Here is a 12,154-nt window from a genome sequence, read left to right on the forward strand (position 1 = left end):
ATTGTAATTTTGCCAATTTATAAGCAAATCTACGCTTCGATAATAAATAGACCTGCTTTAAAATTTATTTAAGTAAAAGTGCAGTTTAAATATTGCGCTTTTACCCAAGTAGGTACCTATATTTTGGGTTATGATATTACAAATATTAGAAATTAAAATATTAATCAAAAAGTTTTAATTTAATAAGATGTAAGAGCAGCAAGCTTTTTCTTTATCAAATTTGATTGTTTTACTGCTGTTTATACAGCCGTAAATTTTCTTCTATTTCTTATTTTAGCTATTTACCTTTAGAATATTTTTTCAGGTTCCGTTTTTATAAGTTAGTTTTTACTATGCTGGCTATTATCTGTCATTTAAAATTACCTTAAAATATGCATAAAGTAACAGAAATTTTGATGTGTAATACTTTCGTTGATTAATGAAATGTAAGTGAATTTCAATTTAGAATTATACCTTAACAAGAAATACTTTTTATATTGCTGGTTTTAAAATTGTAGGAAAACATATGTCAAAGGATATTATTGTAACAGAAAAAGACGTCAGCGTTGCAGTAACATTTATTACATCATTACTCTTTAATTTATCCTACTATTTAACTTTATTTTCCGTTTTTTGGTTTGCATTTGATGTCGATAGCTTTGCAAATAAAAGTACCACGATACAGTTTGTTACGATCATTGCTTTTTTTTTGTTCTTTTTAATTTTAGGTTTTTGTGAAGATGCTTTATCTCGTGTAATATATAAATGTTTCATATCTCGGTTAGTTTTCACCCATTCTATTGTTTTGTTCATTATACGCATTGCGCATTTTTTTGAGCTTAAAAAGGGACTTTTGAAAAAGCCTTTTATTTTTGTACCTTTTATTTTTGTAAGTCTTCTTATTGCTCAACATGGCATTGCTCTTGGTAAAGATTGGCTTGTTTATGTTGATCCCGTAGTTGTGCCGGAGGCGACTTCTCGGTCCCTTTTGCCGAGCACTAATCCAGGTGGCCGTGAGAGATATTGTTTTTTTCCAGTTAAGGGCGGTGGGCTCCGGGAGTATGCAATCCTATCGGATCGTGTTTGTGATGTACGCGCGATCAGTTATCAAGGCGTTACCTACGTACGCAAAATGTATTATTTCATTGATGATCAGCAGAGTAGTGCCGATAATATAGCGGCGAATAGGATTTATGCGTCCCGCCTGATGCCCTCCAATATGACGAGCGGCTTTGTAATTAGTCACTATAGTTTGCAGTGGCGCACAATTAAACTCTTCTTTATCGCAGTTTTGATTACATTATTGTGCTATTTTTTTGTTTGCCCCAATTGGATAAAAACAAAATATGAAAAATGGATGGAAAAGAAAAAATTAAGTGGTGATAATTAGTTGTAGATAACAACCATTCTTATAAGAAACCAATAGGGTGGCAAAATCATTACTGCCGACTTTCAAATGTTTAATTAGTAGGTCTTCGCTTTCATATTGCTGCTTAAATATTTGATAAGTCATTGTGTACAAGATAAGGCTAATTTCTTAGCAAGCTTATAAATTATAATAGACTTATTATAATTTTGAATAGATATCGAAACAATTTAAGCCAAAAGATGTTTGGGATAGCTTAACAATTTTTCCACTGTTATTGGTTAAAACATCAAAGCTACATGATAGATTTTGCATTGTTCTGATTGGTGGACTTTTTATAGTGGTGGCAACGTTTCGTCCATTGATATATTGCGTGCCAGCTATTGTTTGCCCTGATGCCATATCAACCCATCTTGTTTGATTTTTAAACCAACTATACTGCTTTTTATCGCCAATTGTGCTGGTGCTATTTGGTGCGCCTATTATATTTTCAATATCTGAAATCGGGCGGTTTATATAGTTTTGTTGAAGTGTTGTAAGCTCAATGCTTTGCATTGGCGCACATCCTGAACCAGCAAATATCAATAAAAAAAGTCCGAAATATTTCATGTAAATTATTCTCCTCAATTAAATATTGTAAATAATAGCTTTAAATTATATAATATTTTGTCATTTTTGGTAAATTGTTAATAAGTAGTTTTATAAAAATATTTTATTTTTTAATTGAATATTTTACTAGCAAGAAAACTGTTTTTTGCATAGCATTTATGAGTTTAAGATTTAGATCAATATATTTGGGGGACTGGCATAGATAAGAGGTGAGTATAATTATTTCGCCCAACTTGACAATACTTTAATCAAATTCTGTGTTGAATGATAGTTAAAACACTACTCACACTCATTTAAGTAGAGGTGAAAGTACTCTTTTGGGATACCATTAAAGCTACGCACACGCAGCTTGGTGTGGTTCCAGAAAATTTCAATCCATTTGATATTATTGCGATTATCCACAAAGGTTTTTGAATGGTTGATCCGCTCATGGTGAAACTCAGATACATCGAGAACATCATAGGCAGAAAAGCTTATCTCGATAAATAATGGAATCTGGCTTAATTGATTGCCTAATAATCGTTAAAAGAATTTCAGTGCTGGCATTTGGTATAGGAAAAGCGTAAACTTTTAACATTCCAAATACGGGTGTTTTTCCATCCGTTCTTGTCCTCTTTTGCCTTTACGCACCCCACCAAAATAACTCTAATTAAGTTCAATTTCATCACACATAAGTTCAGGCGCTTCTTATTCAAGTCGGGAAACTTTTTTCCCTCGCAGCTTATGGAAATAAAGTGTAGCTGTGTTGCTGTTTGCTCCGGCTAAAACATGAGCAGAACGAGCCGTTGAGCCTCAAAAAATAACTTAATTAGGCATAATTTATTTTACTTGTTAATGGCGACTTTGACACAGGGCCTTATCCATTTATTACCAATAACTTTTTTAGTTATCTATGCCCGTCTCCATAATTTTTAAAATGGCAGTAAAAACTCACATGTTTTTCAACATCCATTTACTCAATCAACAGGAGTTAGTATCCTTAATAGCCAAACAGTTGCCATTCCCTTTTAAAACATAATAGTGGTTTTAAGAAGAGATTCAACTATGCCTACTATTTATAAGATATAAACTGGATATTCATCACAATGATAGTTATAAAAAAATTTCCTGGTCTTTGGCAATTCTTGGGACGCTTTCACCAAGATTTCGGTTTAGACGGCGAAACGGTTGAAGACGCTATTAATGAATTTATGGATACTGATAATAATGAAACTAAGATAAAACTCTTAGCAGAAATTACAGAATTTTTAAGACTATATGGCAATGAACTTGAAAAAATATATAACTCTGGTTTTGCATATGATGATATAATGGTAAAAGCTGGTGTTGGTTATATGCCAATGCCTGATGATATGTCTGCCTATGACTGGTTAGTGATGATTAAAAAACGGTTGATAAAAGTAATAGGTTCAAAAGTTGAGGAATGACACCTGATTTTAGTTCGGTCTGGATCTATTTATGCGTGTAATGCGTTAAAAAAAATAATTAAGCACATAGAGTTTTTTGAATATTACTTTTTGGGACTAATCGTTAGCACAGCCTCTGATTTCGCCGGTGTTCATCATAATATAGTCGTAGGTTTCTTTCATAAATTGTCGTGTTCAATAGCTGGTGAGCAACAGGTGCAAGCACAATTTCTAAGTTAAATGGAACAAGATGAACAACTTGGGTGTTCACCACAAAGCTATGCTTATTAATTAGCCAAAAAATTATATTAATGGTATTTCCAGTTTTTGACGGGCATCAAAATAGATATGAGAAAGCTTAATGCAACTTCAAAAAGAGCATTTTAATTAATTTTGAATGAATGTGAATGGCGCTTTAAGACGAGAATGTCTAAACAGTTGCTAGACGATTTCAAAATCAACCTCAAATTACAATCTTAGGTGTCAGCCCAAAAAAATTAAACTGTTAATTTTAACTGCTGCGTAATGGAAATAGTTAAATGGAAAAATTATTTGATACAAATGGGGCTGAAACTATTTCCTATCGCACAGCAGTGGATTTTTATAATAGAATTTATTCTGATGGTAAGTTTCTTGATATAATATACAGCTTATCGCATGGGATAGGAGTTGATGTTGATGGAGCGGGTATCGATTTTGAAGATGGGTTTGGACATAAGTTAGATGGATTGGTCAACTTTACTTATGGCAAGGATGGCGAAGAAGAAAAAACAGTTCCTATTGACGTTTTTAAACAGCTTACTTTAGAAGCAATTGATCTTTACCAAAAAAAGCATTTTCATAACGGCCTTGCAAAAATTCGAAATGCGTTTTTACCCAATATCAATCAAAATCAAAAAAATCCGATTCATAAAACTATTCTTTTAAACAGTGAACCAATAGATATCCGTGAAGTTCACCTCAATAAAACTCTATTTGGTGGACCTTATGATAAATCTGATCATTATTGGCCTCTTAAATATTATTTGGATGCTGCATACGAGAATAATAGCTTTATATGCGTGGTAGATGTTATTCTAAAAAGAATTGGCTTTAATTTTCGCCTAAATCCTTTGCATTTAAATTTCCATTTGAACTTTTCTGATCGTTTTATAAAGACTTCTAATGGTCAGTCCATTGTCCGTATTGGAAGTTATCTTGATGGAGTGGTTTTAATTCCATTTAATAGTTTAAAAAATACAGTATTGAATGGTATTGATATTTACCAGTCGAAAAATTATAAAATTACACTTGAAAAATTTAAACAACAGCTTAAACAGCAATCCGCTGAAATTATGCCTGAATATTTTGATTATACGAAACAAAAATTTGACGACGATAGATATGAATGAATTAGAGAGTAGAAAGTCCAATAAAAATAGATTTTTATTTTATATTGCAGAATTGGGGCGTCGCAATTTAATGTAAAACGGTACGGTGCTTTAAACTATTCATATTGGTGCGTTATTGATGAAAAAATTTGCTTAGATTTTTGTTAAAAATAGGTCAATTGGCATTTAACGACTATTAACGACTGGGTATCGGCGTTGCTCCACGGTAGTCATAAAAACCGCGTTCGCTTTTACGTCCAAGCCAGCCAGCCTCAACATATTTAATTAAAAGCGGGCAGGGGCGATATTTGGAATCTGATAGGCCATCATGTAAAACATGCATTATGGAAAGACATGTATCAAGCCCTATAAAGTCAGCAAGTTGCAGCGGCCCCATCGGGTGATTGGCACCAAGGCGCAAGGCACTATCAATGGCTTCAACGCTGGCGACCCCTTCATAAAGCGTATAGATTGCTTCATTAATCATCGGCAATAAAACACGGTTAACCACAAAGGCTGGAAAATCTTGCGTGACAACAAATGTTTTACCAAGACTTGTAATAAATTCCTCTGCCGCATTAAATGTTTTGTCATCGGTTGCAATGCCCCGAACAATCTCCACCAGATTCATCAAAGGCACAGGATTCATAAAGTGAAGGCCAATAAACCGCTCGGGTCTGTCGGTTGTAGCGGCTAGTCGGGTAATGGAAATAGTTGATGTATTAGTGGCAATGATTGCTTGTGGATTTAGAAATTGACAAAGTTCATGAAAAATATCTTGCTTCGTCTTTTCGTTTTCAAAAGCTGTTTCAATAATGAGGTCAGCAGATCCTAGTTGCTCTTTTTTATTCAGCACCTTAATGAAAGATAGTGCCTGCTGCCTTTGTTGTTCGGATAATTTACCAAGTGCAACTTGTCGCGCTAAATTGCCATTGATGGTTGCAAGGGCTGCCTCTGCCTTTTCTTGTGAAAGGTCATGAAGCAATACATATTTTCCTGCAAGCGCACAAGCATGGGCAATACCATTGCCCATTTGTCCGGCGCCAATAATACCTATTGTTTCAATCATGCTGTCCTCCCCATCAGAACATTATCATAAAACATTATTTACAGCTTTTGTGATAATATCAAAAATTATATGGGCCATAATACTGCCTTTGGCCGAAAACTAATTCTTTTTTTCAGGCAAGGTTGGTAGCGGAAGCAATTCGATACCCTCCTCTACGAGCGATTTCACTTCATCGCCATCGGCCTCGCCATAAATTGTGCGTTCTATAGCTTCACCATAGTGAATTTTTCTTGCTTCCTCGGCAAATTTTTCGCCGACATAGTCGCCTTCCTCACGAATTTTCTCCGATACTTTGCGCCATTGCGCTATAAAATCACGCTCTTGAGAAGACAGTGCGTTGCCCACCATTTTTTCTTTTTTGCGTGAAGTTGAAATGGCTGGTGCCATAAGATCTTTAGCAATTTTTATTGATTCGCATTGCGGGCATGAAACCCAACCTTTAGCACATTGCAGGTCAAAATCATCATTGGAGCGAAACCAAGCATCAAAATGGTGGCCACCGTCACAGTGAAGATTAAAGCGAATCATTTGTTAATTCCCTTTTTTATGTGACTGTAAAAGTTCGTCTAGCTTACCAGCTTCGTCTAACGCGAATAGATCGTCGCAACCACCGACATGGATGTCGCCAATAAATATTTGCGGAAATGTATTGCGTCCATTAGCACGTTCACGCATTTGCGCCCGCACTTGTGGATCACTTGCAGCTTCAATAGTGGTAAATTCAACATTTTTTTGTTCAAGCAATGCTAAAGCTTTAGCGCAATAGGGGCAGCCTGTTTTGATGTAAATTGTAATAGACACGCTTTTCTCCTTAAACGAATATATATAGAGATAAAAAGCGGCAATGCCAAGCATAGTCCATTCTATAGTTTATAAATATAAGCTACTGTAAACTATTTTTGATGAGAAAAAACGAATGGTTAAAACCAATAAGCCCTGAACTTTCACTATATTAGAATAAATAAGTATATATTTATTAATAATGATAATACATTGTATTTTGTTGAAAAAATGAAATAAAAATAAAATAAATTTGATTTATAAAAAATCTGGTTGCTTTTTAATTAAAGTTGAAATAGACAGGTCAACGGGCCACCTCTCCCCACCGAGAGGCGAGCTATCTGAGAGGATAGAATAAAATGACTAATATTAATGAGCCGGGCCGCCGCCCGAATAATCCAAATTTTTCTTCTGGCCCTTGTGCCAAGCGTCCAGGTTGGACAACTCAAGCGTTGAATGATGCGCCTTTAGGTCGCTCTCATCGTGCAAAAATTGGCAAGGCCAAATTGGCAGAAGCCATTGATCTCACCCGTGAAATTTTAGAAGTTCCTGCCGATTATCGCATTGGTATTGTACCTGCATCGGATACTGGTGCTGTTGAAATGGCGTTATGGTCATTGCTTGGTGCACGCGGTGTTGACATGTTGACTTGGGAAAGCTTTGGCGCTGGTTGGGTCACTGATGTAGCCAAGCAATTAAAGCTTAAAGATGCCCGCATTTTTGATGCTCCTTATGGCGAATTGCCAGATTTTTCACAAGTTGACTTTAATCGTGACGTCGTCTTCACATGGAATGGTACTACATCGGGTGTACGTGTTCCTAATGTCGGCTTTATTCCAGATAATCGTGAAGGTTTAACCATTTGCGATGCAACATCTGCAGCTTTTGCGCAAAATCTAGATTTTGCCAAACTCGATGTTGTTACTTTTTCATGGCAAAAAGTACTCGGCGGTGAGGGTGCCCATGGTATTCTTATCCTTAGCCCACGCGCTGTAGAGCGCTTGGAAAGCTATGTGCCACAATGGCCATTGCCAAAGATTTTCCGCATGACCAAAGGTGGCAAGCTTATTGAAGGTATTTTCAAAGGCGAAACCATTAATACACCTTCAATGCTTTGCGTTGAGGATTATCTTGACGCGCTAAAATGGGCAAAATCCCTTGGTGGTTTAAAGGCTCTGCGTCAACGCGCCGACAATAATTTTGCAGTTCTTAATGCTTTCGTTGAAGAGTCATCATGGCTTGCAAATCTTGCTGTTGATCCAACAACACGTTCTAATACATCTGTGTGCTTAACCATTATTGATGAAGATATCAAAAAGTTAAGTGATGATGATCAAGCAGCTTTTGCTAAAGCAATTGTAACCCGTCTTGATAAGGCTGGTGTTGCATATGATATTGGTGCTTATCGCGATGCTCCATCAGGTCTGCGCATCTGGGCCGGTGCAACGGTAGAGGCTGATGATTTAGCTGCTTTAACGCAGTGGTTAGATTGGGCTTTTGCTTGCGAAAAGGCTGCCTTAGCAGCGTAATATTCGCTTAGACCAACCTATAGAGTGGTTAAAGCCACTCTATTTCAATCTTAAATTTCTTTAAAATTTGGTTTTGCTTTGCATTGATTTGCTAAAGCACGGTTTTTTATTTTCTGTCGATTAACCAAATTAAAAATTCAAACGACGAATTATGAAATGCGTATGGTGGTAAAAGCGCTTTTATAATTAACCTTTTGCAGTATTTTGACAATTATGGAGGCCATAATGGCACCTCGCGTATTAGTATCTGATAAACTTTCTCCTACCGCAGTTCAAATCTTTAAAGATCGCGGCGTTGATGTTGATTATTTGCCTGATCTTGGCAAGGATAAAGACAAGTTACTTGAAATTATTGGCCAATATGATGGGCTTGCCATTCGTTCGGCAACTAAAGTAACCCAAGCAGTAATTGACGCAGCAACCAAGCTTAAAGTTGTTGGCCGTGCCGGTATTGGCGTTGATAATGTTGATATTCCAGCAGCGTCCCGCCGTGGTATTATTGTGATGAATACGCCTTTTGGCAATTCAATCACTACTGCTGAACATGCTATTGCCATGATGTTTGCTGTTGCGCGTGAATTGCCTGAAGCTGATGCTTCAACTCGTGCTGGCAAATGGGAAAAAAACCGTTTCATGGGTGTTGAAGTCACTGGTAAAACCCTTGGTATTATTGGTTGTGGTAATATTGGTGCAATTGTAGCTGCCCGCGGTATTGGTCTTAAAATGCATGTTGTTGCTTTTGATCCGTTTCTTTCTGAAACGCGTGCGGAAGAATTGGGCGTTGAAAAGGTTGAGCTAGATGACTTGCTACGCCGCGCTGATTTCATCACTTTGCATACACCGCTTACCGATAAAACCCGCAATATTATTGATGCCGAAGCCATTGCTAAAATGAAAAAAGGCGTGCGCATTATTAACTGTGCTCGCGGTGGTTTGGTTGTTGAAAAAGATTTGGTTGAAGCGTTAAAATCTGGCCATGTTGCTGGAGCTGGTATTGACGTGTTTGAGCAAGAGCCACCAGCAGCTGATAATCCGCTTTTTGCTTTAACCAACACAGTTTGCACGCCGCATCTTGGTGCATCAACCTCTGAAGCGCAGGAAAATGTTGCCATTCAAGTGGCCGAGCAAATGGCAGATTACCTTGTTAAAGGTGCCGTGAGCAATGCTATCAATATGCCAGCAATTACTGCTGAAGAAGCACCGCGCCTGAAGCCATTTGTCAAGCTTGCTGAAGTGCTTGGCACTTATGTTGGCCAATCAACTGAAGAAGACATTCAAGAAGTTGAAATTCTTTTTGATGGTTCCACCGCAACCATGAATACGCGTGCTTTAATTAGCGCGGCATTATCTGGTCTTGTACGTCCCCAAATGGCCGATATTAACATGGTTTCTGCGCCTGTCGTGGTGAAAGAGCGCGGCATTATTGTTTCAGAAATTAAGCGTGATAAATCTGGTATTTTTGACGGTTATATTAAGTTAACTGTTCGCACTTCAAAGCGTACCCGTTCAATCGCCGGTACATGTTTTGTTGACGGTAAACCACGCTTTATTCAAATTAAAGGTATTAACCTTGATGCCGAAGTTGGCGCCCATATGCTTTATATCACAAATAGTGATACACCCGGTATTATTGGTACAATTGGTTTGATTTGTGGTAAGCATGGCGTTAATATTGCAAACTTCGCTCTTGGTCGTGATAAGCCAGGTGGTGATGCTATTGCGTTGCTTTATCTTGATGCACCAATTCCAGCGGCAGTACGCGAAGAATTGCAAAATGTTGCAGGCATAAAGCGTGTTCAACCGTTGGAATTTAACACTATCGAGGCATAATGTCGATTAATTGGCGTTTTATGAATAAAAGCGACCTCGCAGCTATCTGCGAGATCGCCTCCATTTGTCATCCTGATTATCCAGAAGATGAAGCGGTTTTGGCGCAAAAGCAGATGCTTGCATCACAAAGCTGCTATATTCTCGAAAAGGATAATATTCCAAGCGGTTATATTTTAGCGCATCCTTGGAAAACCGGTAATATACCGCCACTCAATCAGTTGTTGGATGGCTTACCGCAAGATGCAGATACGCTATATTTGCATGATATTGCTATTTTGCCCGATGCCCGTAGTGGCGGCGTTGGTTCAATAGGCTTAAAAATTCTATATCAGCAGGCAAAGGCATTGGGCTATGATACGATGTCGCTGGTGGCTGTTAATAATTCAGCACCTTTTTGGTTAAAGCAAGGATTTGCAACCCAAGTGGTGAACAGTGCTTTGCAGCAAAAGCTATTAACTTATAGTGAAGATGCACTCTATATGATGAAGACCTTATAGATCCTCACTGTAAGTCTTTGCAGTGAAAAAATGGTGGAAGAATTTCAACTAAAATTATAACGATTTTTGAATTGAAATTACAATTAGACCATTAATTAGCCCAAAGCTTTGAGCCGTCTTAAAGTAGCTTTATCGTCTAATGGAGTTTATGATCTATTTTCCCACCGACTTTACTAATGATTTAACGATAGTTTTATTTATCGGTGGTTGGTGCAGGGCTAAGCGGCTTTTCTAAAGCGAGCCATTGATGGTGGGTTGTATCAATGACTTTAGCGAGACAATAGTAATTTTCCCACCTGTCAGTAATTTTATAGTCATCATATTAAATTATAATAATTCCTTATCCGCACAAACAGTTACCTTAAGATAAATTGAAAACCCACTTTTTATCTTTTGGTATAATTTTAATTTATTAATAAAAAAGGCATTTTATTCAATGATAAAATGCCTTTCTATGTTAATATAATTGGGTCAATAAGCCCTATTTTGGGTTGCGCGCGGCAAGGGTGCGCAGGCGCAAAGCATTCAACTTAATAAAGCCGGCAGCATCTTTTTGGTCATAAGCGCCTTGGTCATCTTCAAAAGTTACCAATTTATCTGAGTAAAGAGACTTATTGCTGCTGCGGCCTTCCACCATGACATTGCCCTTATAAAGCTTCAAGGTGACTTCACCTTCTACATGCTCTTGACTAAGGTCAATTGCTGCCTGCAGCATTTTACGCTCTGGTGAGAACCAGAAACCATAATAGATAAGTTCGGCATAACGTGGCATTAATTCATCTTTAAGATGGGCAGCACCACGATCAAGGGTAATTGATTCAATTGCACGGTGAGCGGTAAGAAGAATTGTGCCGCCTGGTGTTTCATAAATACCACGTGATTTCATGCCAACAAAGCGGTTCTCCACAAGATCAAGCCTGCCAATACCATTTTCGCGGCCATAATCGTTGAGCTTTGCTAAAAGCGTAGCAGGAGAAAGACGTGTACCATTAATTGAAACAGCATCACCCTTTTCAAAGCCGATAGTAATAGTGGTGGCTTTATCTGGCGCGGCTTCAGGTGAAACGGTGCGCATATGTACATATTCTGGTGCTGGCTGAGCTGGATCTTCTAAAACCTTACCCTCTGATGACGAATGCAAAAGATTAGCATCAACAGAAAATGGCGCTTCGCCTTGCTTGTCCTTAGTGACAGGGATTTGATGAGATTCAGCAAATTCTATCAAATCTGTACGGCTTTTAAAAGTCCAGTCGCGCCAAGGAGCAATGATTTTAATGTCTGGATTAAGTGCGTAGGCCGATAGTTCAAACCGCACCTGATCATTACCTTTACCAGTTGCGCCATGGGCTATGGCATCGGCTCCAGTATCGCGGGCAATTTCAATAAGGCGCTGTGAAATAAGCGGACGGGCAATCGAAGTCCCAAGCAAATAAACACCTTCATAGACGGCATTAGCGCGGAACATTGGGAAAACGAAATCACGAACAAATTCTTCGCGCAAGTCCTCAATATAGATCTCTTTAATACCCATCATTTCAGCTTTGCGGCGAGCTGGTTCAAGTTCTTCACCTTGGCCAAGATCGGCGGTAAAGGTGACAACTTCTGCACCCAATTCGGTTTGTAACCATTTTAGGATGATTGAGGTATCAAGACCGCCCGAATAGGCGAGAACGACTTTTTTTACATCTTTGAATTTGTTCATTTCAAAAGGCCTGGCTC

Annotated in this window: 11 protein-coding genes and 1 pseudogene; 6 read left to right on the plus strand and 6 right to left on the minus strand. The window is 37.9% G+C overall.

The annotated features are described in order from the left end of the window. Window positions 1–505: 505 nt before the first annotated feature. A complete protein-coding gene (locus N5852_RS02625) occupies window positions 506–1,369 on the plus strand; it encodes a hypothetical protein (RefSeq protein ID WP_262098843.1) in 864 nt (287 codons plus the stop codon). A gap of 177 nt (window positions 1,370–1,546) precedes the next feature. Here N5852_RS02625 and N5852_RS02630 read toward each other — a convergent pair whose 3' ends face one another. After that, the gene (locus N5852_RS02630; protein ID WP_262098845.1) at window positions 1,547–1,954 is read right to left on the minus strand and encodes a hypothetical protein; all 408 of its coding nucleotides are present in this window, start codon (window positions 1,952–1,954) and stop codon (window positions 1,547–1,549) included. A gap of 282 nt (window positions 1,955–2,236) precedes the next feature. Then, window positions 2,237–2,746 (minus strand): annotated as a pseudogene (locus N5852_RS02635) (IS1595 family transposase); the annotation flags it as partial. 293 nt (window positions 2,747–3,039) lie between these two features. On the opposite strand from N5852_RS02635, the gene N5852_RS02640 reads away from it, so the two are divergent. Further along, window positions 3,040–3,381 carry a contact-dependent growth inhibition system immunity protein gene (locus N5852_RS02640; RefSeq protein WP_262098847.1) on the plus strand — a complete coding sequence of 114 codons (342 nt, stop codon included), beginning with the start codon at window positions 3,040–3,042 and terminating at the stop codon, window positions 3,379–3,381. Between the two features lie 518 nt (window positions 3,382–3,899). Further along, window positions 3,900–4,751: a hypothetical protein gene (locus N5852_RS02645; RefSeq protein ID WP_262098849.1), complete on the plus strand. Its 852-nt coding sequence runs from the start codon at window positions 3,900–3,902 to the stop codon at window positions 4,749–4,751. Window positions 4,752–4,926: 175 nt separating this feature from the next. On the opposite strand, the gene N5852_RS02650 is transcribed toward N5852_RS02645, so the two are convergent. The 3 genes from N5852_RS02650 to grxC form a co-directional block, all read right to left on the minus strand. Continuing rightward, on the minus strand, window positions 4,927–5,799 hold the full coding sequence (locus tag N5852_RS02650; protein ID WP_262098851.1) for a 3-hydroxybutyryl-CoA dehydrogenase: 873 nt from the start codon (window positions 5,797–5,799) through the stop codon (window positions 4,927–4,929). Between the two features lie 99 nt (window positions 5,800–5,898). Then, the gene (locus N5852_RS02655) at window positions 5,899–6,327 is read right to left on the minus strand and encodes a DUF1178 family protein (protein WP_262098852.1); all 429 of its coding nucleotides are present in this window, start codon (window positions 6,325–6,327) and stop codon (window positions 5,899–5,901) included. A 3-nt stretch (window positions 6,328–6,330) separates the two neighbouring features. Further along, window positions 6,331–6,600: a glutaredoxin 3 gene (gene grxC / locus N5852_RS02660; protein ID WP_262098854.1), complete on the minus strand. Its 270-nt coding sequence runs from the start codon at window positions 6,598–6,600 to the stop codon at window positions 6,331–6,333. A gap of 338 nt (window positions 6,601–6,938) precedes the next feature. Between grxC and N5852_RS02665 the strand changes: the two genes are divergently transcribed. The 3 genes from N5852_RS02665 to N5852_RS02675 all read left to right on the plus strand — a co-directional run bounded on the left by N5852_RS02665 (window position 6,939) and on the right by N5852_RS02675 (window position 10,435). Next, window positions 6,939–8,108: a phosphoserine transaminase gene (locus N5852_RS02665; protein WP_262098855.1), complete on the plus strand. Its 1,170-nt coding sequence runs from the start codon at window positions 6,939–6,941 to the stop codon at window positions 8,106–8,108. A 225-nt stretch (window positions 8,109–8,333) separates the two neighbouring features. Further along, on the plus strand, window positions 8,334–9,938 hold the full coding sequence (gene serA, locus N5852_RS02670) for a phosphoglycerate dehydrogenase (RefSeq protein ID WP_262098856.1): 1,605 nt from the start codon (window positions 8,334–8,336) through the stop codon (window positions 9,936–9,938). Then, the gene (locus N5852_RS02675; RefSeq protein WP_262098858.1) at window positions 9,938–10,435 is read left to right on the plus strand and encodes a GNAT family N-acetyltransferase; all 498 of its coding nucleotides are present in this window, start codon (window positions 9,938–9,940) and stop codon (window positions 10,433–10,435) included. Before serA ends, N5852_RS02675 begins: the two co-directional genes overlap by 1 nt. Before the next feature lie 481 nt (window positions 10,436–10,916). Here the strand turns inward: N5852_RS02675 and N5852_RS02680 are convergent, their stop codons facing one another. After that, window positions 10,917–12,137 carry an argininosuccinate synthase gene (locus N5852_RS02680; protein ID WP_262098860.1) on the minus strand — a complete coding sequence of 407 codons (1,221 nt, stop codon included), beginning with the start codon at window positions 12,135–12,137 and terminating at the stop codon, window positions 10,917–10,919. Between the last annotated feature and the right edge of the window lie 17 nt (window positions 12,138–12,154).

It is taken from the genome of Bartonella sp. HY328 (assembly GCF_025449335.1).
Lineage (GTDB): Bacteria > Pseudomonadota > Alphaproteobacteria > Rhizobiales > Rhizobiaceae > HY038.

What these genes read in the sequence shown, in the direction of transcription:
- N5852_RS02675 (WP_262098858.1), top strand. Translation starts at nt 9,938, where the DNA reads ATGTCGATTAATTGGCGTTTTATGAATAAAAGCGACCTCGCAGCTATC.
- serA (WP_262098856.1), top strand. Translation starts at nt 8,334, where the DNA reads ATGGCACCTCGCGTATTAGTATCTGATAAACTTTCTCCTACCGCAGTT.
- N5852_RS02630 (WP_262098845.1), bottom strand. Translation starts at nt 1,954, where the DNA reads ATGAAATATTTCGGACTTTTTTTATTGATATTTGCTGGTTCAGGATGT.
- N5852_RS02680 (WP_262098860.1), bottom strand. Translation starts at nt 12,137, where the DNA reads ATGAACAAATTCAAAGATGTAAAAAAAGTCGTTCTCGCCTATTCGGGC.
- N5852_RS02625 (WP_262098843.1), top strand. Translation starts at nt 506, where the DNA reads ATGTCAAAGGATATTATTGTAACAGAAAAAGACGTCAGCGTTGCAGTA.
- N5852_RS02645 (WP_262098849.1), top strand. Translation starts at nt 3,900, where the DNA reads ATGGAAAAATTATTTGATACAAATGGGGCTGAAACTATTTCCTATCGC.
- N5852_RS02665 (WP_262098855.1), top strand. Translation starts at nt 6,939, where the DNA reads ATGACTAATATTAATGAGCCGGGCCGCCGCCCGAATAATCCAAATTTT.
- N5852_RS02650 (WP_262098851.1), bottom strand. Translation starts at nt 5,799, where the DNA reads ATGATTGAAACAATAGGTATTATTGGCGCCGGACAAATGGGCAATGGT.
- N5852_RS02655 (WP_262098852.1), bottom strand. Translation starts at nt 6,327, where the DNA reads ATGATTCGCTTTAATCTTCACTGTGACGGTGGCCACCATTTTGATGCT.
- N5852_RS02640 (WP_262098847.1), top strand. Translation starts at nt 3,040, where the DNA reads ATGATAGTTATAAAAAAATTTCCTGGTCTTTGGCAATTCTTGGGACGC.